The sequence below is a fragment of the Nitratifractor salsuginis DSM 16511 genome (assembly GCF_000186245.1).
Taxonomy (GTDB): Bacteria; Campylobacterota; Campylobacteria; order Campylobacterales; family Sulfurovaceae; genus Nitratifractor; species Nitratifractor salsuginis.
Window position 1 is genome coordinate 120,643 of the sequence record NC_014935.1, and the last position, 21,199, is coordinate 141,841.

General features: G+C 55.2%; 25 protein-coding genes. 10 read left to right on the forward strand and 15 right to left on the reverse strand.

Going from position 1 to position 21,199, the window contains the following annotated elements; genetic code table 11:
- Nucleotides 1-3: 3 nt before the first annotated feature.
- Both NITSA_RS00685 and NITSA_RS00690 read left to right on the forward strand, forming a co-directional pair.
- Nucleotides 4-1,698, forward strand: a complete 1,695-nt coding sequence (locus NITSA_RS00685) for an ATP-binding protein (protein WP_013553098.1) — start codon at nt 4-6, stop codon at nt 1,696-1,698.
- Between the two features lie 60 nt (nt 1,699-1,758).
- On the forward strand, nt 1,759-2,163 hold the full coding sequence (locus NITSA_RS00690; RefSeq protein WP_013553099.1) for an NUDIX domain-containing protein: 405 nt from the start codon (nt 1,759-1,761) through the stop codon (nt 2,161-2,163).
- A 126-nt stretch (nt 2,164-2,289) separates the two neighbouring features.
- On the opposite strand, the gene NITSA_RS00695 is transcribed toward NITSA_RS00690, so the two are convergent.
- The 4 genes from NITSA_RS00695 to NITSA_RS00710 are packed head-to-tail and all read right to left on the reverse strand — an operon-like array spanning nt 2,290 to nt 4,957.
- Nucleotides 2,290-3,576 carry a hypothetical protein gene (locus NITSA_RS00695; protein WP_013553100.1) on the reverse strand — a complete coding sequence of 429 codons (1,287 nt, stop codon included), beginning with the start codon at nt 3,574-3,576 and terminating at the stop codon, nt 2,290-2,292.
- Nucleotides 3,577-3,601: 25 nt separating this feature from the next.
- Complete coding sequence (locus NITSA_RS00700) at nt 3,602-3,892, reverse strand: DUF2249 domain-containing protein (RefSeq protein ID WP_013553101.1); 291 nt, start codon at nt 3,890-3,892, stop codon at nt 3,602-3,604.
- Nucleotides 3,889-4,329, reverse strand: a complete 441-nt coding sequence (locus NITSA_RS00705) for a hemerythrin domain-containing protein (protein WP_013553102.1) — start codon at nt 4,327-4,329, stop codon at nt 3,889-3,891. Before NITSA_RS00705 ends, NITSA_RS00700 begins: the two co-directional genes overlap by 4 nt.
- Nucleotides 4,330-4,339: 10 nt before the next feature.
- A complete protein-coding gene (locus tag NITSA_RS00710; protein WP_013553103.1) occupies nt 4,340-4,957 on the reverse strand; it encodes a hypothetical protein in 618 nt (205 codons plus the stop codon).
- A gap of 138 nt (nt 4,958-5,095) precedes the next feature.
- Between NITSA_RS00710 and NITSA_RS00715 the strand changes: the two genes are divergently transcribed.
- The 5 genes from NITSA_RS00715 (at nt 5,096) to NITSA_RS00735 (ending at nt 7,765) form a co-directional block, all read left to right on the forward strand.
- On the forward strand, nt 5,096-5,476 hold the full coding sequence (locus NITSA_RS00715) for a (2Fe-2S) ferredoxin domain-containing protein (RefSeq protein ID WP_013553104.1): 381 nt from the start codon (nt 5,096-5,098) through the stop codon (nt 5,474-5,476).
- A gap of 129 nt (nt 5,477-5,605) precedes the next feature.
- Nucleotides 5,606-5,974 carry an aspartate 1-decarboxylase gene (panD, locus tag NITSA_RS00720; RefSeq protein ID WP_013553105.1) on the forward strand — a complete coding sequence of 123 codons (369 nt, stop codon included), beginning with the start codon at nt 5,606-5,608 and terminating at the stop codon, nt 5,972-5,974.
- 12 nt (nt 5,975-5,986) lie between these two features.
- Nucleotides 5,987-6,304: a YbaB/EbfC family nucleoid-associated protein gene (locus NITSA_RS00725; RefSeq protein WP_013553106.1), complete on the forward strand. Its 318-nt coding sequence runs from the start codon at nt 5,987-5,989 to the stop codon at nt 6,302-6,304.
- The gene (locus NITSA_RS00730; protein WP_013553107.1) at nt 6,301-6,849 is read left to right on the forward strand and encodes an ankyrin repeat domain-containing protein; all 549 of its coding nucleotides are present in this window, start codon (nt 6,301-6,303) and stop codon (nt 6,847-6,849) included. Before NITSA_RS00725 ends, NITSA_RS00730 begins: the two co-directional genes overlap by 4 nt.
- A 319-nt stretch (nt 6,850-7,168) precedes the next feature.
- A complete protein-coding gene (locus NITSA_RS00735) occupies nt 7,169-7,765 on the forward strand; it encodes a ribonuclease HII (protein ID WP_042204029.1) in 597 nt (198 codons plus the stop codon).
- Here NITSA_RS00735 and NITSA_RS00740 read toward each other — a convergent pair.
- The 11 genes from NITSA_RS00740 to amrA form a co-directional block, all read right to left on the reverse strand.
- Nucleotides 7,762-8,799 carry an ABC transporter ATP-binding protein gene (locus NITSA_RS00740; protein ID WP_013553109.1) on the reverse strand — a complete coding sequence of 346 codons (1,038 nt, stop codon included), beginning with the start codon at nt 8,797-8,799 and terminating at the stop codon, nt 7,762-7,764. The two genes, NITSA_RS00735 and NITSA_RS00740, sit on opposite strands and share 4 nt — an antisense overlap.
- Complete coding sequence (locus NITSA_RS00745; RefSeq protein WP_013553110.1) at nt 8,796-9,569, reverse strand: ABC transporter permease; 774 nt, start codon at nt 9,567-9,569, stop codon at nt 8,796-8,798. The genes NITSA_RS00740 and NITSA_RS00745 overlap by 4 nt, the downstream gene beginning before the upstream one ends.
- A 290-nt stretch (nt 9,570-9,859) precedes the next feature.
- On the reverse strand, nt 9,860-10,705 hold the full coding sequence (gene modA, locus NITSA_RS00750) for a molybdate ABC transporter substrate-binding protein (protein WP_013553111.1): 846 nt from the start codon (nt 10,703-10,705) through the stop codon (nt 9,860-9,862).
- 44 nt (nt 10,706-10,749) lie between these two features.
- The gene (locus NITSA_RS00755; RefSeq protein WP_013553112.1) at nt 10,750-11,562 is read right to left on the reverse strand and encodes a YihY family inner membrane protein; all 813 of its coding nucleotides are present in this window, start codon (nt 11,560-11,562) and stop codon (nt 10,750-10,752) included.
- A gap of 103 nt (nt 11,563-11,665) precedes the next feature.
- Entirely contained in the window at nt 11,666-12,040 is a 375-nt protein-coding gene (locus NITSA_RS00760) for a four helix bundle protein (RefSeq protein WP_013553113.1), read from the reverse strand.
- Between the two features lie 13 nt (nt 12,041-12,053).
- Nucleotides 12,054-14,255 (reverse strand): type I DNA topoisomerase, encoded by a 2,202-nt coding sequence (topA, locus tag NITSA_RS00765; RefSeq protein WP_013553114.1) that lies wholly within the window; start codon nt 14,253-14,255, stop codon nt 12,054-12,056.
- Nucleotides 14,256-14,482: 227 nt separating this feature from the next.
- Nucleotides 14,483-15,676: a bifunctional glutamate N-acetyltransferase/amino-acid acetyltransferase ArgJ gene (argJ, locus tag NITSA_RS00770; RefSeq protein ID WP_013553115.1), complete on the reverse strand. Its 1,194-nt coding sequence runs from the start codon at nt 15,674-15,676 to the stop codon at nt 14,483-14,485.
- Nucleotides 15,677-15,811: 135 nt separating this feature from the next.
- Nucleotides 15,812-16,024: a 50S ribosomal protein L28 gene (gene rpmB, locus NITSA_RS00775; RefSeq protein WP_013553116.1), complete on the reverse strand. Its 213-nt coding sequence runs from the start codon at nt 16,022-16,024 to the stop codon at nt 15,812-15,814.
- Nucleotides 16,025-16,296: 272 nt separating this feature from the next.
- Nucleotides 16,297-17,097, reverse strand: a complete 801-nt coding sequence (amrB, locus tag NITSA_RS00780; RefSeq protein ID WP_013553117.1) for an AmmeMemoRadiSam system protein B — start codon at nt 17,095-17,097, stop codon at nt 16,297-16,299.
- A 154-nt stretch (nt 17,098-17,251) separates the two neighbouring features.
- Nucleotides 17,252-18,286, reverse strand: coding sequence for an AmmeMemoRadiSam system radical SAM enzyme (gene amrS, locus NITSA_RS00785; protein WP_013553118.1), 1,035 nt, complete (start codon nt 18,284-18,286; stop codon nt 17,252-17,254).
- 1 nt (nt 18,287) lies between these two features.
- The gene (amrA, locus tag NITSA_RS00790) at nt 18,288-18,860 is read right to left on the reverse strand and encodes an AmmeMemoRadiSam system protein A (protein WP_013553119.1); all 573 of its coding nucleotides are present in this window, start codon (nt 18,858-18,860) and stop codon (nt 18,288-18,290) included.
- Nucleotides 18,861-19,025: 165 nt separating this feature from the next.
- Between amrA and rpe the strand changes: the two genes are divergently transcribed.
- The 3 genes from rpe to NITSA_RS00805 all read left to right on the forward strand — a co-directional run bounded on the left by rpe (nt 19,026) and on the right by NITSA_RS00805 (nt 21,195).
- Nucleotides 19,026-19,667, forward strand: a complete 642-nt coding sequence (rpe, locus tag NITSA_RS00795; RefSeq protein WP_013553120.1) for a ribulose-phosphate 3-epimerase — start codon at nt 19,026-19,028, stop codon at nt 19,665-19,667.
- 135 nt (nt 19,668-19,802) lie between these two features.
- Entirely contained in the window at nt 19,803-20,393 is a 591-nt protein-coding gene (locus tag NITSA_RS00800) for a phosphoribosylanthranilate isomerase (RefSeq protein WP_013553121.1), read from the forward strand.
- Complete coding sequence (locus NITSA_RS00805; RefSeq protein ID WP_013553122.1) at nt 20,377-21,195, forward strand: 3'-5' exonuclease; 819 nt, start codon at nt 20,377-20,379, stop codon at nt 21,193-21,195. Before NITSA_RS00800 ends, NITSA_RS00805 begins: the two co-directional genes overlap by 17 nt.
- The last annotated feature ends 4 nt before the right edge of the window (nt 21,196-21,199 follow it).

The following is a 21,199-nucleotide window of genomic DNA, read 5'->3' on the forward strand; positions in this document are numbered from 1 at the left end:
CGGATGAATGAAACGGAACTCCTGGCTTATCTAAAACAGCTCTGCGGAACGGAAGACGAAAAATGTGAGCACAAAGAGTTCAGTCGTCTGCGCCATGCGCTGGCCAACAATGCGGGGAAAGATATAGTCAGTTATGTTTCGGCCTTGGCCAATATGGAAGGGGGGATTTTGCTAATCGGCGTCAAAGACGGGCTCTCACAAATCGTGGGAATCGACGATACGAGCGATTTGACTCCCCAACGGCTCCCTCAGCGCCTCTGCGAACTTTGCACCAATCTGAGTACGGAGAGGCTTTCGGTTGATGAATATATCACTTCCGATACAGAAAAAAAGGTCTGGGTGCTTCATGTCCCGCGGCATTGTCCCCGCAAACCGGTCTATGCGCATAAAAAGGCGTGGCAGCGCAATGGAGAGAGTCTCATCGGACTGACACAGGAACGGGAGCGGGTTATTCTCGCTGAACCGATGGGCATTGCGGACGATTGGAGTATGGCGATTGTGGAAGAAGCATCCATCGATGACCTTTCACAAGAAGCGATTACAGTGGCACGGGAAGAGTACAAAACGAAACATCCCGGACTTGCTTTGGAAGTAGAAGGGTGGGATGATGCAACCTTTCTCAACAAAGCGAAACTGGCGATCGGCGGTCGATTGACCCGGGCGGCATTGCTGCTGCTTGGAAAAGAGGAGTCGAGCCACCTTTTGGCTCCGGCAGTCCCGCAGATTAGCTGGGTTTTGAAAGATGAAGAGGGGGTCGAACAGGGATATGAGCATTTTGGGTTACCGATTCTGCTCAGTGCGAGGAAGGTCCACGAGAAGATCAGAAATCACCGTATCCGCTATATGTCCGAGTCGAAACTTTTTCCCGAAGAAGTGCAAAAATACGATCCGTGGGTTATTTATGAAGCATTGCATAACTGTATAGCTCACCAGGATTATGAACTGGGCGGTCGGATCAATGTGGTTGAGTTCCCCGACAGATTGGTGATTTCCAATCTGGGTTCGTTTATTCCCGGCAGCGTGGAAAATGTTATTCGGCAGGATGCCCCGCCTGAGAGGTATCGCAATCCTTTTCTGTCCAGGGCGATGGTTGAAATAAACATGATCGATACGATCGGAAGTGGCATTCGTCGAATTTTTTCCAAAATGAAGCAGCGTTATTTCCCTATGCCGGACTATCGGATTTCGCCTGAACGTGTAGAGGTCACTATCTATGGACGAATTTTGGATGAGCGTTATTCAGAATTACTGGCCCGTGACAACTCATTGACTCTGGAAGCCGTCATTGCCCTTGATCGTATTGCTAAAAAACTTCCGGTAGATCGAGAGACAATCAAAGAGCTGCGTTCTGCCGGGCTGGTAGAAGGGAGAGTCCCCAATCTGTATATTTCCGCCAAAGTGGCACAGGCGACAGGCGAAAAAGCGAAATATACACGTTATCGGGGAATGGACAAACAATATTACTTTGACCTGATCGTTAAGGGTATCCAACAGCATGGTTTTCTGACGAGAAAGGATATTGATGATTTGTTGACAGATAAATTGCCGGATTATATGAATGAGAAGCAAAGGAGGACGAAAATTAGTAATTTAATCAACGAATTATCAAATAAATTAGAAAAAATTTGCAATGAAGGATCCGACAGGTCCCCAAAATGGGTGCTTTGTGAGGATCGAGACATTACTAATAACTATTGATTTATTAGTAAGTTAATTAGTAAATTGGAATGTGAAAATTTCATTTTTGAGGAACGAGTCATGATTCAAACTCCATTTTTGGCCACCGACGGTATCATCGAGATTTACGACGGAGAAGTCCTGAAAGGCATTGTTCTCATCGAGCGTAAAAATGAGCCGAAAGGGCTGGCGCTTCCCGGTGGTTTCGTGGAAATTGGGGAGCGTGTGGAGGATGCCTGCGTGCGGGAGATGCGGGAGGAGACGGGCCTGGAGGTAAGGATCCGTCGTCTTCTGGGTATCTATTCCGATCCGAAGCGGGACCCGAGATTCCATACCGCCAGCGCGGTCTTTGTCTGTGAAGCTTCCGGGCTTCCCCGGGGTGGAGATGATGCCAAAGAGGCTCATATTTACACTCTGGAGTCGATCCCTTTCGAAAGGCTCTGTTTTGATCACGCCCGGATCTTGAGGGATTATCTAAGACGATAGATTTGATAACCGAGTAACCGAGAAATCTATTCGTAACACGTAACACATAGCACGTAGCACGACTCTATTCTTGCGACGTGAGGGGCGAAGCCCCGTGCTTGCGATTTGAGACTACAATCCTCCTCGCTACATCTTCGGAAATTCAAACCTTTCCCCGCTTGCCTGAACCTCCATATATTTGTGCCAGGCGCGGTAGATGGCCAGAGCTATCCAGGCGAAGGAGAGGGTTAGTAGTGCTCCGGATAGTTGCCAAAGTTCCCCGACTGACCAGGGGGCGACCAGGGCGACGAAAAGTGCGCTCAGGTGAATGGCGAGATGGCGCATGGCATAGCGCGGGTGGATCACTTCGTGCATCATCGGGGCGTTGAAGTAGCCCTGGGCATTGAGATGGAACCAGGTCAGAAAAGGGACGATCTTGTAGGCCATCGCGAAGACTACGCTCAGGGCAAAAGCGGTGTAAAGCACATAGCTTGATTGCCTGAACGGGGTTGACAGGTCTGTAAAATTGCCGACAAGCACCAGGAGCATCGCCAGGGCGAGGGAGGCCATTCCGATTCTCCAGAACCAGACCGTGGCATCGGCCAAAGGGCGCTGCCGCTGGGAGAGACGGCGGAGTGTCAAGAGGGCGTGAACCGTCAAGCCCAAAGCGACAAGAGTTTCACACCAGGGGATCAGTCCCGGTGCGTAGAGTGCGGCGATCAGCTCGAGGACCAGCACCCCGCTGATGAGTGCCGGGAGTATCCGGGCGTAGGCTTTGGGATAGGGTGGGGTGACGTAGAACATTTCGATCACCTGGAAGCTTACTGAGACGATCAGCAGGGCGATCCATCCGAAAAGCCCCAGTCCCAGATGGGCTTGACGCAGAGCGCCCAGCTCTCCCCTCTGGGTCCAACCGGCAAAGATCGCCACCATCCAGAGGCCGACCACGAAGAGCAGCAGGAGATCGAAGAGGGCGAAGCCCATCCCTCGGGAAGAGGGAGAGTGGCTGCGAAGCTCCAGGAGGCGGCGAAGCATTCGCCAGGAGACGGGGAGCAACCCCGCTCCCAAAAGCAGGATCGCCAGGAGATAGAGCGGTGGCGACATCGTCCCGAAGGCGACGAGCAGGAGAACAGTCCCGAAAAGGATCGGCCATTGGCTGCGCAGCGCCAGCTTCACCGGATCGTGAAAGGCGATCCCCGCGAGCACCGGGAGCATTTGAAAGAGCGCCCCCAGCATAAAGGAGAGCATCACGCCCAGGGTAAAGAGATGGGTCAGGATCAGCGCGGTCGGAGCGGCGGGATCGAGGGCTTCGGCTCCCCGGGTGAGGAGCCAGAACCCTGCGGCGATCCCCCAGAGCGATCCGGCCAGGAAAAAGCGTAGCACCACCGAGATGGGTGGAGCCTGATCCAGAGAAAGCCCGCTGTTTTGAAACATCACATCTTCCTATCCGTCGTATGGGTTATGAAAGCGATTCTGCGGCCACAAGGGCCCGGTCGAGTTCGGGATCCAGCAGCTTCTCCAAATCCGCCGAATTGTCCGGGGTGATGAGAATATGCCATACCCCCTCTTCGCTGCACCGGCTCAGATGGTTGAGCCGGTGCTCCTTGGCCAGGGCCAGCAGGGGCACCGGCTCTTTGCGGTGGAGCATATAGAGGTATTGCCCCCGTTCCAACTCCCGCAATATGGCGATGGCTTTTTCCAGGGGCTCGGGGTGCTCCATCCTGCGGGCATCGAGCAGTTCCCGTTTCACAGTTCGACCTTCTCCATCGCCTCGATGATTTGCCCTTTGTCTTCGGGCGGCAGTACCCGGTCGCACATGGCGTAGAGCATCTGCTCCTCTTTCATATTGTGCTGCTGGAGCAGGATCATCATCGACTCCGCCAGAGAGAGATAAGTGTCACGCTCCTGCTTTTCGACCGCTTCGCCCATTTTGCCCAGCAGGCCGCGTACCTGCTCGTGTTCGAATCGCATGACCTGTGTGGGGCCCTCGGTCGAACCGGTTTTGGCTTCGAAGGCGGGGAAGAGTTCCTCTTCCTCTTTTTTGAAGTGGGTGAGGGTTTCGTTGGCGAACTGCAGGAGTTTTTGTTCCGCTTCGGCCCAGTCTCCGGCCGCGACGGCTTTTTCCGCTTCGGCGAAGATCGTGTCACAGGCACGATGTTCATGGGTCATATAGTTGGAAATCTGCATGGCTCCTCCTTTAGCGTGTTTCGGTGATCCGGGCGATTTTGTCCCAGAGTTCCGGAGTGGTGAGCATCGCTTCGACCCTGGCTTGCCAGAGCTCTTTGAACTTTTGCTGCTCTTCGGGGAGGGCTTCGCCTTTGAGAGACTTTTGCATCAGGGGCATCATCTCGGGGGAGCCTCCGACAACCGAAGTATCCAGCTGCAGGGTGACCGAGGCACCCGTATCCAGGCGGGTCAGGCGCAGGTCCCCCGCCACATCTCCCACACCGTAGTGCAGAAGGCCCTGCCGATTGAAGCGGCCGCCGATCCCGGTGAAGCCCCCTTCATCCCCGGCGCCGCAGATAAAGGCGGCTACGTTGCCGATGACCCCGGTCACCCCCTCACTCTTGGCTTCACGGAGCTCGATGCGGATTTCGCTCCGTGTCGGGAGTGCTTCGGTCCCGTAAAGGGCTTCGATCCCACGGTAGGTCATCAGAAAAGCCCCGGCGACCGTCGGGCAGGAGTGGCCGGCCAGCTTGACGCAGTCGAGATAGAGGATCTCCACGATCCCCTCCTCAAACGCTCCGAGAAAATCCCCGAGGGGATCGTAGAGGCGGAAAGCGGGTGCACGGTCAAAAAAAGCGGGATAGTTCATTCTTTCATCCTTTTAATCATTGATACTATTGTAACATCGGTGTTACATCCGAGGAGATGATGCGGATCAATGTCTCAGTATTTTATGATAAAATTCCTTTGAAACCAGAGTAAAATACTCAGATTTAAAGGAGTCCAAATGACCACACCCGGTATGCCTCAACCCGCCTACTACATCTTCAAGTGCCAGCAGAGTGCCCCTCCGGGGATGCCCAAGCCCAGCTGCGTGCGCCAGGATGACCCCGAGAGCCAGCAGCTCTTCCAATACCTTGCCCAGCAGCTGATGATGAAAGGGATCATCGGGACGGTCCAGCCGGTGCAGACCGGATGCCTCGGCCGATGCCAGCAGGGCCCGGTGATGCTGGTCGAACCCGGCCATACGATGTATGTCAACCTCAACAAAGAGAAGATCGACCGGATCATCGAAGAGCATATCCTCGGCGGCAAAGTGGTCGAAGAGTATGTGATCCCCGAAGAGTTCTGGGGAGAGCCGGTCGCTCCGGCCGAGATGGTGCGCTAAGCAGTCTTGGGACGGGAAAGCGTCGTCGCGGGAGGGAGCACACGCCTCCCCTTTTGTTATAATAGAAAGTAAAAGAGAGGTTTGTCCTGACAGATTTCTCTTTTACTTTCCAAATGAAAAAGGGGCATAATGCAGATTACGATGCTGCACAGCAAGATCCATCGTGCGACCGTCACCGACGCTAACCTCAACTATGTGGGGTCCATCACCATCGACCGCAAGCTTCTGGAGGCTGCCGGGATGCGGGTGGGACAGAAGGTGGACATCGTCAATGTCAACAACGGTGAGCGCTTCTCTACCTACATCATCCCGGGAGAAGCGGGCAAGCGGGAGATCTGCCTCAACGGTGCTGCTGCCCGGAAGGTCCATCAGGGTGACAAGATCATCATCATCGCCTATGCCCAGATGAATGAGGAGGAGGCCGATCGCTTCCAACCCAAAATCGTGATTCTCAACGACGACAATACGATCGCCCAGGCTTTCGAGGGTCTGGAGTAGAAAGGAAGAGGGATGTTTGAAGGTTTGGATCTGAGCAATATGGGCAAAATGATGGAGCAGCTCCAGGAGAAGGCCAAAGAGCTGCAGGAGAAATCCAAAGAGACCATCCTCACCGCCAAAGGGGGCGGCGGAATGGTGCAGGTCAGCGCCAATGGAGCGGGAGAGATCGTGGATATCACCATCGATGATTCCCTGCTCGAGGACAAAGAGTCCCTGCAGATCCTCCTGATCAGCACCATCAACGATGTGCTCAAGATGGTTGAGGACAATAAAAAATCCCAGGCGATGGGGATGTTCGGCGGGCTCAACCCCTTCGGCGGCGGCGCATGAGCCCCTCGGGAAAGACCCGGCAGCTTCTCGAGGCGATCGAACGGGATAATCTGGTCGAGATCCGCAAGCTCCTGGCAAGCGGTGAGATCGATCTGAACGGCGAAGTGACGATCGGAGAAGAGTACGGTCTGGATGATCCCGATGAGATCCCTCTGCTTTTTTATGTCATTATGCGCGGGATCAGCCCCGAGGCGCTGGATTTGCTCCTCGATGCCGGATTGGATCTTAACTTCACCAACCGGGAGGGGCTGGGGGCCATCGACATCGCCATCAAATACCGGCGTCACGATATCGTGCGGCGCTGCAAAGAGGCGGGTATCAGTCTCAGTGAGAGCCGGAGAAAAAGCGGGATGACCCCTTTGATGCTGGCGGCGGCTTTTAATGATGTGGAGATGGTCCGATACCTGATGGAAGAGGGGGCGGAGATCAACGCGGTGGACAAATACGGTATGACCGCCCTCGACTATGCGAGAAAGATGGGTCAGGGGAAGGTCAAAGAGTTTTTGGAGAGTGTCGGAGCGGTTCATCAGCTTTATGACGATTGAGGGAGATAGTCGCAAGTCGCAAGCACGGGGCTTCGCCCCTCACGTCGCAAGATAGAGAGTGCCGAGAGATTCGGTTACTCGGTTGCTCATTACTCGGTTACTCATTAAAAAATACCCCGCCTTTTGGCGGAGAGGCTCTTTACTTTGCTATAAAAAAGGGAAACGAAAGAGAGGAAAACAAGGAAAATCTCTTTCAGCTAGAAAAACAAGGAGTTTCCGAAGATCGACCCGCATCGATCTTCCTACACTGTAAGTATAGGATAGGCTTCTAAACCGTCAACCAACGGGGGGTAAATCGGTGGTTAATCATTCAAAAAAAGTGCGAAATCTTTTCACGGACGGGGAGGAAGAGGCCTTTACCCTTTGCGGGATCGACGAAGCGGGCAGGGGCCCTCTGGCGGGTCCTCTGGTAGTAGCGGGGGTGATCCTGCTGCGCCGGATCAACGGATTGCAAGATTCCAAAAGGCTCAGTGCCCAGGAGCGGGAAAAGCTCTACGGGCGGATCGTGGAGCGCAGCCGTTATCACCTGGTCATCATCGAAGCATCGCGGATCGATGACTGGGGAATCTCCCGGTGTCTGCGAAAGGCGTTGGAGGAGATCGTGGAAGTCCTGGGAGGAGAGGGGGTGCATTTCCTCTTCGATGGAAACAGCCGCTACGGGGTGCCGGGGATCGCGACGATGGTCAAAGCCGACGGCAAGGTCAAAGAGGTCAGCGCCGCCAGCATCCTGGCCAAGGTGACCCGGGATCGGATCATGGAGGCGCTGGCCCGTGAATATCCCGAGTACGGCTTCGAAGAGCATAAAGGCTACGGCACCGCCCGGCATCTCGAAGCGATCGAGCGTTTCGGGTGTTGCCCGATCCATCGCCGGAGCTTTCAGGTCAAAAAATTCTCCAAAACTCCGACACTCTTCTAAGGATAGAGAAGCAGTTTTTCGGGAGGGAGGCGGAGATGCAGCTCTCTCTTCTCCCCCGGGGTCCGCATACGGCTCTCGCGCACTTCCAGGATTTCTCCATTGCCCAATCGGGCTCTCCAGAGGGTTCCTCCCGGTTCGGAAAAGGCTTCCGCCGGGAGGGTGAAGATATCGCTTCCCTCTTCATTCTCCGTAATCTCGATCGATTCGGGTCGGATGGCGCAGAGGCTGGGTTCTTGAGTTGGCGGTGTTTCGTGGAAATATAGAGGGTGGGAGAGGCCGGCTACCCGGACAATTCGATCTTCCGGCTCCCAGGATTCGATCTTCAAGAAATTCCGCACCCCGAGATAGCGGGCGGTCTGGGCATCGTGGGGATGTTCCCAAAGCTGGGTGGGTGTCCCCTCCTGGCGAATGGTCCCGTCGATGATGAGGTGGAGCCGATCGGCCAGGGCGAAAGCCTCCTGCATATCGTGGGTGATGATGAGCATGGCGGTCCCGTCGATCTCCTGGAGGGATCGAGTCAGGTGCCAAAGCTCCCGACGCAGAGCGGGGTCGAGGGCGCTGAAGGGTTCATCCAGAAGCAGCAGCTCTGGTTTGGGGGCCAGGGCCCGCACCAGGGCGACCCGCTGACGCTCTCCGCCGCTGAGGGTTTCGGGGCGGCGATCGAGCAGCGGAGCGATGCCGGTGGCATCGATGAGGTGTTTCAGGTGCGTTTCATATCCGGCCCCGGAGCGTTTGCGGGCTTTGAGCCCGTAGCGCAAGTTCTCTTCGACACTCAAGTGGGGGAAGAGGGCCAGATGCTGGGGCAGGTAGCCAAAGCCCCGCTCCTCGACGGCACGGTGGGAAATCTCCTCTCCCTTGAAGAGAATGCGCCCTTTTTGGGGTGTCTCCAATCCGAGGATCATCCGAAGCAGGGTGCTCTTCCCCGCTCCGGAGGGGCCCAGCAGGGCGTGGGCCGCTCCCGCGGGAAGGCTCAGATCAATGGGCCCCAGATGGAAGGATCCGGCTTGGCCCTCCACGCCCTCCAGGCGGATCACAATCCGCTCCTGCTCAGCAGCCGCCGGGTTAGGAAGAGGGCGCTCAGCCCGATAGCGACCAGGATCAGGATCAGTACTGCGGTTCCCCGGATATCGGCGTTCTCGAGACGCAAATAGATGGCGATGGGGAGGGTCTCGGTGCGCATGGCCATCGTGCCGGCTACGGTGATGGTGGCGCCAAACTCCCCCAGGGCCTTGGCCCAGCTCAGGATCGTGGCGGCCACCAGCCCCCGTCTTGCCAGCGGGAGGGTGACGCTGCGCAGCACATAGCCCGGCGCGGCCCCCAATGTGCGTGCGGTGGACTCCAGCTCCTCCGGCACTTCGTCAAAGGCGCTCTTGACCAGGCGGACGCTGACGCCCAAAATGGTGACGAACTGTGCCAAGACGATTCCGGCGAAGGCGAAGACGAAGGTGATGAGGTGCTCCTGGATCCATTCGCCGGCGGGGTTGTTGAAGAAGATCAGCAGCATCGCTCCCAGGGCGGCGGGAGAGACGATCATCGGAAACTCCAGTAGTGTATCGATAAGCTCCCGCCCCCGGAAACGATAGCGGGAGAGGGCATAGCCGGCGGGGATCGCCAGGCTCATCGCCAGCAGCGTCGCCAGCGTCGCCGCCTCCAGGCTGATACGGATCGAAAAGAGGGTACGCTCGGAGCGCAAAGTTTCGAGCAGGCTCTTTGGCGAGAGGAAATACCCCAGACTGAGGATCAAGCCTCCATAGAGCAGGAGGACGAAGAGGGCGGCGACGATCGTCTTTTTTCGGAAATCCATAGGGAATAATTAGTAACCGAGTAACCGAGTAACCGAGTAACCGAGTAACCGAGCAACCGAGTAATGAGTAATCGAATAACCGGATAGTGAGGAGTGGGGAGTGAGGAGTGAGGAACCGAATGATGAAAGTAAAATAGGTTTAGCAGGAATTGTGGTCATAATTTTCCCTCTTCTCTTTTTGAAACATATTGTAGCACTCTGTTTGGGCCAGCAACGAGAGTTTTTCTTTCCCTTTGACTTTAAATCTCCAACGATTCGGTTACTCGGTTACTCATTACTCGGTTAACCGGTTATTTGGCTATCCACCCTTTGGGCACCTTATACTCTCCCCCGACGGGTTTCTTCGCTCCGATCCATCGGAAGGCCTCTTCGGGTGAGGCGAAATAGTGGTATTTGGCGAAGATCTTCTGCCCCTGGGGAGAGAGGAGGAAATCGATGAATTTTTTGGCCAATTCGGGGTGTTTGCTGAAGCGGGAGATGGCGATGGGGATGTAGCCGATGCGCACGAGCTGATCGCTTTTGAGGGGGATCGTTTCGATCCGGTCGGGGTTCCAGTGGCCGAAGACCCGCCAGCCGATCACCGCGTCGGCCTGGTGGAGGCTGATGGCGTTGGCGGTTTTGGAGCAGGAGGCGGTGTAGTTGACCAGGTTTTTGCGGAAGGCCTTTTTCTGTTCGGGGGTGAAGTTCTTTTCCAGAATCTCCACGGCATAGGCACCCACACAGACACCGTCGGGATTGGCGATAGCGACCCGAAGCCCGGGACGGGTCAGATCCTTCAGAGAATGGATATTTTTTGGGTTCCCCTTTTGCACGTTGATGGCGGGGACGAGATAGACCACGATCTTTTCGGTGGAGGGGTCGACGAGCTTCTGGCGTTTGGCGATCTCCATATAGTCCGAAGATCCGGGGAAGTAGAGATCCCCTTGGCGGCTCAGCTTCATTTGGCTGAGCACATAGCCCGAGCCGCCGAAGACCAGGTCCACCGGGATGCCGGTTTTGGCGGTGAAGGCTTTGGCGGCCTCCTGGGTCGGGGGCTTGGAAGCGCTGCCGGCGAAGACTAGGAGACGGGGGGAGGCTCCCCAGATAGGGGAAAGAAGGAGCAACGAAAACAGGATAAATTTGACAAGATGTTTCATCCGGATCCTTTTGTTGAACTTATGATAATTATAATACGGGAACCTTACTCTTTTTCCTCTTTGTCCAGAATATAGCAGAAGCGCAGGCCGTAGAGAAAGATGGCCCAGGAGATGTAGATCCAGAGAAAGAAGAAGAGCAGGGTGCTGAGTCCTCCGTAGATACTAGTGTAGGTCTTGTTGTAGAGGATGTAGAAAAGAAAGCCGCTCTTGGCGAGATACCAGATGAGCGAAGAGATAAAAGAGCTCGCCAGTGCCGCCCTGGGGGAGATGTGGATCCGGGGCGAAAATTGATAGGCGACGTAGAAAAGCAGCCAGATGATGAGGTAGGGAAAGATGTAATAGACGTGGAGGGTCCCTGCCCATCCGACCGCTTCCAGGTAGCCTTTGATGGTCCGGGAGAGCCAGAAGGAGCTGCCCAACATGATCGGCAGAAAAAGGAGCAGGAAAAAGTAGGTCCGAAAGGCTTTGAGGGCGCTGCGCTGAGGGGTTTCGAAAATGTCGTTGACGATGAAGTCGTAATCTTTGAAAAAGAGGATCGCCGCGATGATCACATAGCCGATGCCGATATAGCCCAGTCGGTCGGCATTGGCGACGAACTGGTCGATGTAGCGCATAATGGTTTTGGAGTCGGAGGAGACCAGATTCTCGGCGATCAGCTCGTGGAGCCGGCCATAGGCGGTGTCGAAGATGGGCATATGGGTAAAGAGCACCAGGAGGATCACCATAAAGGGGATGATGAAAAAGAGGGTGCTCCAGCTCATACTGGCCGCATAGAAGCCCAGACGCTCGTCGAAGAGCTCTTTAAAGAAGCCTTTGATGAAGAGATAGTACTCTTCTATAATGGATGTTTTTTTCATAGGGATAAGCTCCCTGAGGAATGAGGAATGAGGAATGAGGAATGAGGAATGTCGGTGAGCATTGCTTCGCAATGCATTTTATTTAAATAGAAAAGTTTCAATCTCATTTTTGAGAGCCTTTGACCGTTTTGGTGCTGGATATCAGGAGGCGAAGGATTTCATCGAGATCTTTGTAAATGCTTTGGTACATCGTATCATCAATATATTGCGATGCGTGCAGAATGCGAATCCAGTATTCGGTTTCGCTTGCTTCTTTTAAAGCGATAGTGAGTTTGTTGAGAAAATCCGCTTTTGATTGGGCATATTTGCCTTCGGCAATCAAAGCACCAATTGCAGTTCCGCTTCTTAAAATCTGCTTTGAGAGGACATAATCCCGATGTTTATCCTGTAAGAAACGGTTGAGTTTGATAATACGAAGAGAGAAGAGGAAGCTCTTTTCAGAAAGAGGATCGTTCTTTTTCGGTTCCTCATTCCTCATTGCTCATTCCTCATTAAGTTTCGGCTTCCGCCGAAACTTTGTGTTTGCACTTGAAGCAGACATAGACATCGCCGCTTTTGAGGTGTTTGACCCCCATCAGGTAGCCGCATTCGGGGCATTTTTTGTCCACCGGTTCGAAATTGGCGATGAATTTGCATTTGGGGTAGTTGGCGCAGCCGTAGAAGGTGCCGCGGCGGCCCTGGCGTTCGATGAGTTTGCCGCCGCACTCGGGGCAGGGGACGGCGAGCTCTTTGGGCGGGGTGAGGGGTTTGGCGTTTTTGCACTTGGGGTAGGCGCTGCAGGCGAGGAATTTGCCCCGGCGGGAGTTTTTGATCACCATCGGTGCGCCGCATTTGTCGCAGATCTCGTCGGTCTCCTCCGGCTTTTCGGGTTCGGTGCCGTCGATGTTGCGGCTGTAGCGGCATTTGGGGAAGTTGGAGCAGGCGATGAACTCCCCGTAGCGCCCCTTGCGTTTGAGCAGTTCTGCACCGCACTCGGGGCATTTTTCGCCGATGGGTTCGGCCATTTTTTGGGAGGGGATGTTCTTTTTGCCTTCGGCAATCTTCTCGATGAAGGGTTGATAAAATTCCCAGAGTACCTTTTGCCAATCCTCTTTGCCTTCGGCGATCTTGTCGAGGGTCTCTTCCATCCGGGCGGTGAAGTTGCTGTCGACGATCTCGGGGAAGTGCTTTTCTAGCATTTCGATGACGGTGAAGGCGATCTCGGTGGGGTGGATCCGCTTCTTTTCGATCTCGATGTATTTGCGGTTCTGCAGGATCGTGATGGTGGGGGCATAGGTGCTGGGGCGCCCGATACCCAGAGATTCGAGCTTTTTGATGAGGCTCGCTTCGTTGTAGCGGGCGGGGGGCTCGGTGAAGTGTTGTTCGGCTTTGATCTCGGTGAGTTCGACCGGCTGCTCCTCTTTGAGCTCAGGCAGGAGCCGATCTTTTTCATTGTAGCCGGTGATGCGGTAAAAGCCGTCGAAGATCAGTTTGCGGCCGGTGGCTTTGAAGACCGATTTCTCTCCGGCAAAGAGGATGGTCTGGGTTTCAAACTCCGCTTCGGTCATTTGGCACGCCAGGAAGCGGTTGTAGATGAGGCGGTAGAGTTTGAGCTCGTCGGGAGCCAGGTACTTGGCGGCCAGCTTGGGGGTGAATTCGGTCATCGTGGGGCGGATCGCCTCGTGGGCTTCCTGGGCTCCCTTGGCTTTGGAGGCGTAGAATTTGGGTTTGGCGGGGAGATACTTCTCTCCGAAGTTCTTCTCGATGAATTCCCGTGCTTCAGCCACTGCCTCTTTGGCAAGGTTGAGGCTGTCGGTCCGCATATAGGTGATGACCCCCATCGTCCCTTTGTGGGTCTTGACCCCTTCGTAGAGTTTCTGGGCGACCATCATCGTCTTTTTGGGGGAGAAACCCAGCTGGGTCGAAGCGGCCTGCTGGAGGGTCGAAGTCATAAAGGGGGGCGGGGTTTTGCTCTTGCGCCGGGCGGTTTCGATGGAGGCGACCTTGAAGGATTCTTCCTTGGCCGATTCGACGATCTTGTTCGCCTCTTCGCCGTTTTTGAGGGTCATTTTCTCGATCTTTTTGCCCTCGAAGCTGTAGATATCGGCATCGACCGTCTTGTCGAAGATTCCCTTGATACTCCAATACTCTTCGGGTTTGAAGGCTTTGATCTCCCGCTCCCGGTCGACGACGATCTTGAGCGCCGCGCTCTGGACCCGGCCGGCGGAGAGGCCCTTTTGGATCTTGTTCGCCAGCAGGGGGGAGAGCTTGTAGCCTACGATCCGGTCGAGCAGGCGCCGGGTCTGCTGGGCATCGACGCTCTGCATATCGATCCGTCTGGGATTCTCCAGGGCGTGTTGGATGGCGCTCTTGGTGATCTCGTGGAAGACAATCCTCGGCAGCTCTTCGGGGTCCTTGCCGATGGCCTTGGCGATGTGGTAGCCGATCGCTTCTCCCTCGCGGTCCTCATCGGTCGCGATGTAGACGGTCTCTGCCTCTTTGGCCAGCTTTTTGAGCTCTTTGACCGTGGGGGAAGCCTCTCTGGGGACGGTGTATTTGGGGATGAATTTCCCCTCCTCGACGGTAATGCCGAAGCTGCTTTTGGGCAGATCCCGGATGTGTCCTTTGGAGGCGACGACTTTGTAATCCTTGCCCAGGAAGTTGCTGATGGTCCGTGCCTTGGCCGGTGATTCGACGATAATGAGATTTTTCATATATAAGGTAGCCTAGATGAAATTTTTCCGCCATTGTAGCATATAGTCGCAAGTCGCAGGCACGGGCCTTCGGCCCTCAAGTCGCAAGATTGAATGGTGTTATGTGTTAAGCGTTGAGAGCTGAGCGTTGAGCGTTGAGAGGATTTCAAGCTCAGTCGTTCAGCATTCCTTACAATTCTCAATTATTCGGTTACTCATTACTCCGTTACTCGGTTGCTCGGTTATTTTTACGTTCTATACTCCGCATTGATCTTCACATACTCGTAGCTCAGGTCGCAGCCGTAGGAGGTGAAGCTGCCCGTGCCCATTCCCAAATCGCAGCGGATGCGGAAGGAGTCTTTTTTCATAATTTTGTAAGCCTTCTCCTCCCGCTCGGGGTCGAGTTCTCTGTTGTCCTTGTTGTAGATGAGCAGGTCGTCATAGTAAATGCTCAGTTTCTCTTCGTCACAGGCGATGCCGCTGGCGCCGATGGTGGAGGCGATGCGGCCCCAGTTTGGGTCTTCGCCGAAGAGGGCGGTTTTGACCAGCAGGGAGTTGCTCAGATTGGTGGCGGCGATGGCGGCTTCCTCGTCGTTGGCGGCCCCGGTGACTTCGAAAGCGACTACTTTGTTGGCTCCTTCTCCGTCTTTGAGGATCAGCATCGCCAGTTCGAAGGTGATCTTGCGCAGAGCTTCGGCGAAGGCTTCCCGGTCGTAGGCTCCGCTGGCTCCGTTGGCCATCAAGTAGACAGTGTCGTTGGTGGAAGTGTCGCCGTCGACGCTGATCCGGTTAAACGAGAGGCTCACCGCCTCTTCGAGGAGCTCCTCCATCTCATCGGCCGGCACGGCGGCATCGGTGGCGATGAAGCAGAGCATCGTGGCCATCGCCGGGTTGATCATCCCTGCGCCTTTGGCGATAGCGGCGATGCGAAAGCTCTGGTCGTTCTCCAGTTCCACTTCGAAGCAGAGCTCCTTTTTGAAACTGTCGGTGGTCATAATGGCCCGGGCCGTGGCATCGGAGTTTTTGGCGTGCCAATCGAGCTTGTCGAGTCCCTTGACAATTTTGTCAACCGGGAGGCGGTAGCCGATGACCCCCGTGGAGCTCATCACCGGGTTTTGGGCTTCGGCCTCCGCCGGCAGGGCAGCGAGGATCGTTTCGATGTCGGCAATGCCCGCTTCGCCGGTCATTGCGTTGGCGTTCTTGGCATTGGCGAGGATGAAATTGCCCTGGAAACGCTTGCCGTAGTGTCTCAGGGCGTGGCGGATGGGGGCCGCCTGGAAGCGGTTGGTGGTGTAGGTGGCGGCAATGTCGCAGAGCCGGTCGCTGCGGATAAAAGCCAAATCTCCCTGAGAGGGATCGGGCCGCAGGCCGCAGTTGATCCCGTCGCAGTAGAATCCCTGGACATTGGCGAGGCCGTTTTTGAGTGAGTAGAGGGTAAACATACGTCTAGTCTCCTGGATCGATTGATCAAATGTGTTCTTCGGAGATCTCTGTCGAAGAATGATAAGGAATTATAACAGGGAAAAAGAGGGGAGTGTAGAAAGGCTCTTCGGATCGGAAGAGCGGGGTGGAATCGCTTAGGCGATGTCCGCTTGAGCCTGAGCGGCTTTTTTGCGCATAGTGCGCAGGGTGGAAGCGGCGACCTTGATCTTCTTGCGGGTACCGTCTTCGAGAGTGATGCGCACGGTGCGCAGGTTGGGAAGCTGACGCTTCTTGGTTTTGTTATGGGCGTGGGATACGTTGTATCCGACCAGGGGGCCTTTACCGGTAATCTGACATCTTCTTGCCATCGTTGAGCCTTTTTTCGATATTTTGTTTTCAGGGAAATGCAGGGGGCAGTGCTCCCACCCTAGAAAAAGTCTTGCGATTCTACAGAATCAACACTTAAGGGGAGCTAAAAAGGCTTCAACCGGAAGAGAAAAAGCTGTTTCACTTTGAAAGTGCCCTTTGAAGAGAGAGGATTCTTCGCTTGCTTTGCTGCAAAGTGTTCAAAAATATCGATGCCCCCTTCTCTCAGCTTTGGCTCCGGAGTGGGAACATCACTTACGTGTTGCCAAATCCCTTAAGGAAGGATTAGGGCACTCATATAGCCTACGACGCGGCTGGTGTCCCCGCTGGCGTCGGCGCTAGTGCGGTAGTCGAGGAGCTGGGTTTTCCAGCCGTGCTTTTTGGCGACCTCCACGATCGCTTTGATGCCGATGATGCCGCAGGCTTCGCACCCTTTCTCCAGGATCTCCACACTCTCTTCGGCCACGCCCGCCAGGCAGATGTTGTCGAGCTGCTTAGCCTCTTCGAGGGTGTAGAAGTGGCTGAGGTCGGAGCTGATGACTACGACGTTCTCCGGATCGCTGAGGATCGTATCGATCAGCGGGACCAGCTGCCGGTAGTCGATCTTGCCGTAGATCAGCTCCACCACCTTCGCCTGGGGTTCATAGTGTTGGATAAAGGGCATCTGGGTTTCGGTGCTGTGCTCCTTGTGATGGGCCTCCGGCACGAACTCCAGGGGATACTCCTTGGTCAGCTCTTCGATGTAAGCCTTGTCGATTGGGAGGTTGCCGCAGGGGGTCTGGTAACTCTCCTGCATACTCGCGCTCACCCCTTCGAAATAGACGTGGTGGCTGGGGCCGATCACCACGACCCGTTTTGGCCGGCTGTTGGCCAGGATCCGGTGGGCGATGTTGGCGGTGAAACCGCTGTAGATATAGCCCGCGTGGGGGACAATGATCGCCCGCGGCTTTTCGTCCAAAACGCTCTTATCAGTCAACGCCTCATCGAGGATCCCGTTCCAGTGTTCGATCATCTTTTCGATCTCGCTGCAATTGGCGGGGTAGAAAGCCCCCATATTTCCTGCAAGTCTTATCATTTCTTTCTCCTTTTTTTCAGTCGTTTTTTTTTCAGTCGTTTCCTTTCCGAATAGAGACAAAGAAGAGAATAAAAGCAATAGGGATTTTATAAAAGTCCTTCTTCTCATTCTCCATTCTCCATTTTCAATTCTCAATTCCTGAGAACCTTTGTTCTCAGGCCCATACCCCCTCGATCGCCCGATGGCATGCCGGGCAGTGGCCGTTCTCCAGGATGTTTTTCGTCACGTGGTATCCCCGCCGGACGATCAACTCCAGGCCGCAGCCGGGGCAATAGGTGATGCCGTCTTCGGGGACATTGCCCATATAGATATAGGCTAGCCCCGCCTCCTTGCCGATGCGTTCGGCCCGTTTGAGGGTCTCCAGCGGGGTCGGCAGCTTGTCGTTCACCTTATAGTCCGGGTGAAAGGCGCTGATATGCCACGGCGTATAGGGGTCGAGCTCCTTGGCGATGAAGTTGGCGATCTTGCCCAGCTCTTCGTCGCTGTCGTTGTCCCCCGGGACGATAAGGGTGGTGCACTCGACCCAGAATCCCCCCTCTTTGAGGCGCTTGAGGGTATCGAGCACCCCTTCGAGCGATCCCTTGAGGGTCTTTTTATAATACTCGGGGTTGAAGCCTTTGATATCGATGTTGAAGCCGTCGATGATCCCCTTCATATCCTCGATCACCTCTGGCGTCTCCAGTCCGTTGCTGACGAAGACATTCTTAATGCCGTGCTCTTTGGCCAGCAGGGCGACGTCCCGGGCGAAGGGGTAGAAGATCGTCGGTTCGTTGTAAGTGTAGGCGATGCTCTTGCACCCCTTCTCCAGGGCCAGGGCGACGATCTGCTCCGGCGTGACGTCGTAGCTGCCGCTGAGGTCTTTGGTCTGGGAGATTTGCCAATTCTGGCAGAAGGGGCACTGGAAGTTGCACCCTACCGTTCCCAGGGAGAGGGCGAAACTCGCCGGCAGGAAATGGTAGAGAGGCTTCTTCTCGATGGGATCGATATTGAGTGCCGAGACTTTGCCGTAGACCAGGGTTTTGAGCCGTCCTCCTTCGTTTTTGTTGACGCCGCAGATGCCGACCTGGCCCTCTTTGAGTTTGCAGTAGTGGCGGCAGAGTTCACAGACGATCCGGTCCCCCTCTTTGTGGTAGAACCCGGAATAACCTCTCTCTTCAGGCGGCGTAACCTTCTTTTCCATCGGTAACATCTCAATCCTCCTTGATTTTTTCGGCCTGGTAAGTGTAGATCACCGGGTGGGCTTCCAGGCAGTTGGGGGCCAGCCCCGCCTTTTGGCAGAGGGTGGCGAAAAACATATCGAAATCGGGCAGTTGCTCCCAGACGCTGGGCAGATAGGTCGCCTGATAGTTGCCCAGGCGCAGGATCACGCCGTCGATGCCGGGGCGGATCTTTTGCTTGAGGTCCGCGATGTCGGTATAGCTCAGCTCCCGGGGCGGGCTGAGGAGCGAGATCTCGATGTCGAGCTTGTCGAACTCCTCGGGCCGCACAGGGCTGAAGCGCGGATCGCTGAAGGCGGCTGCTTTGGCGTTGTGGATCAGGTCGTCGATCAGGGGTTGATGGGCGACGATGGAGCCGATGCAGCCTCTGAGCTGATGATTCTCATTGAGGGTCACAAAGGCGGCTCCCGGCTCCAGGAGCCAGGGGTGTTCCCGCACCAGCGCTTCCCGGTCCAGGAGCTTTTTACCGGTGAGTTCCTCGGCGATCGCTTTGCGGGCGATGTCGATCAATAGTTTCTTGTCTTCTTTTGAGAGTTTATAGTTCATTGATTCCTCCTTTTTCTTAACTGAAACTAAAATATCATAGATAGTAAATATCTATTGCTACCTGAGTCGCATTATAAAAACCAGGTCGGGATCAGGAGGGAAGCGGAGGAGAAAACTCACCCTTTTCACGCTATAATTGACCCAATTTTCCATAGAAAGGTCACGATGCTTGTCGCACCCAGTATTCTCTCCGCCGATTTCGCCTATCTGGGCGAAGAGGTCCGTTCCGTCTGTGATGCGGGAGCGGACCTGATCCACGTCGATGTGATGGACGGCCACTTCGTCCCCAATATGACCATCGGCCCCGTAGTGGTCGAGGGGGTGGCTCGCAGCAGCACCAAGCCGCTGGATGTGCACCTGATGGTGGAGGACAACAACTTCTTCGTCGATCTCTTCGCCCCGCTCAAGCCGGAGTTCATCTCCTTTCACTTCGAATCGGAGCGCCATCCTAACCGCCTGGCGACCAAGATCCGGGATCTGGGGATCCGCCCCTCTCTGGTGCTCAACCCCCACACTCTGCCCGAAGTGACCGAGTATCTGCTCCCCTATCTGGATATGGTGCTGCTGATGAGCGTCAACCCGGGCTTTGGCGGTCAGAAATTCATCCCCGACGTCGTCGAACGGGCCAAACGCCTCAAAGATTTGATCGAAAAGCGCAACCCCGATTGCCTCATTGAAGTCGACGGCGGGGTGAGCGACCAGAACATCGGAGCTCTCAAAGAAGCAGGGGTCGATGTGGTGGTGGCGGGAAGCTATGTCTTCAAGAACCCGAAGGGGTACAAAGAGGCGATTGCCTCTTTGAAATGAGAAGATAGAAATGAGAAATGAGAAATTATGGGGTCGCCGTTGGCGACGATTAAAAAATAGCATTGCAAAGCAATGCCCACATCAATTTCTATTTTCTATTTTCTATTTTCTAATTCTTTCACGAAAAGGCTTTTCGTGAAAGTTAAGATCTGCGGCATCACCAATTACAACGACGCGATGCGCTCCATCGAAGCGGGGGCGGACGCGCTCGGCTTTGTCTTTTATCCCAAATCCCCCCGCTACATCACTCCCGAAGCGGCTAGGGAGATCATCGACCGGCTGCCCCCTTTCGTCGAAAAGGTCGGGCTCTTTGTGGAGAACACTCCTGAAGAGATTGAACGGATGGCGAAAATGGGAGGGATTACGCTGGCGCAGATCCATTTCGATGTGGATGAAGCCTTCCTCGATGCCGTCGATTTTCCCGTTTTGCCGGTGGTCCGGGCAAGGAGACTGGAGGATTTGGAGTGCTTCGCCGATCGCTACCGCCTGGTGGATGCTTACTGTGAAGCCTACGGCGGCAGCGGCAAGCGGCTCAATCTGGAGTGGTTCGAGGGGCGGGACAATTCGCGCATCATCATCGCCGGAGGGTTGACGCCGGATAATGTGGAAGAGCTGAGGGGCTACGGCTTCTATGGCTGCGACGTCAGCAGCGGGACCGAAGCCGCCAAAGGGCGCAAAGACCCCGAAAAAGTGATGAGGTTCATCGAGCGTGCAAAAAGTCTTTGAAGAGTTGACCCAGGCTTTCCGACGTGCGGGGGGAGAGATCTCCTATGAAGCCTTCGACCGTATTGTCCGCAAGCACGCGACCCTTTTTGAGGATAGTGAAACCATCTACTACCTGCTCCAGGCTTCGGGATACCCCATCGAGGAGTCTCTGCGGGGCTTTCGCCTGAAGACGATGTTCACCCCCTGGCAGATGCAGGAGTACTGCATCATCGATATCGAGACCAACGGCTCCAAACCGGGCCGGAGCCAGGTGATCGAGATCGGGGCGGTGATGCTCAAAGAGGGCAAGATCATCGATCGGCTGGAGACTTTCGTCGCCTGCGCCTACCTGCCTGAGCATATCATCAAACTCACCGGGATCGAGCCGACGGATCTGGCGGAAGCCCCCAGTCGCAAAGAGGCGCTGACTCAGCTGCGCAACTTTATGGGGGACGCCGTCTTCACCGCCCATAACGCCGGATTCGATCACGGTTTTCTCAACGCCTCTTTCCAGCGCTTCGGCCTGGGCCCCATCGGTAATCCGGTGCTCTGCACCATCGACCTGGCCCGCCGCACCTTCGAGAGCGAGCGTTACGGCCTGGCCTATCTCAACGAATCCCTCGATCTGGGAATGCAGGCCCATCACCGCGCCTACAACGACGCTCTGGCCGCTTCCAAAGTGTTGATGAAATCTTTTGAAAATATCCCCGAGTCTGTGAAGACCACCGACGAGCTGATCCGTTTTTCGAAGTCCTCGAAAAAGGAGCGGAGCGAGACGGAAAAAAGGAAGAAAAAGAGGCGTGAGAAAAAGGTGAATTCGTAATTCT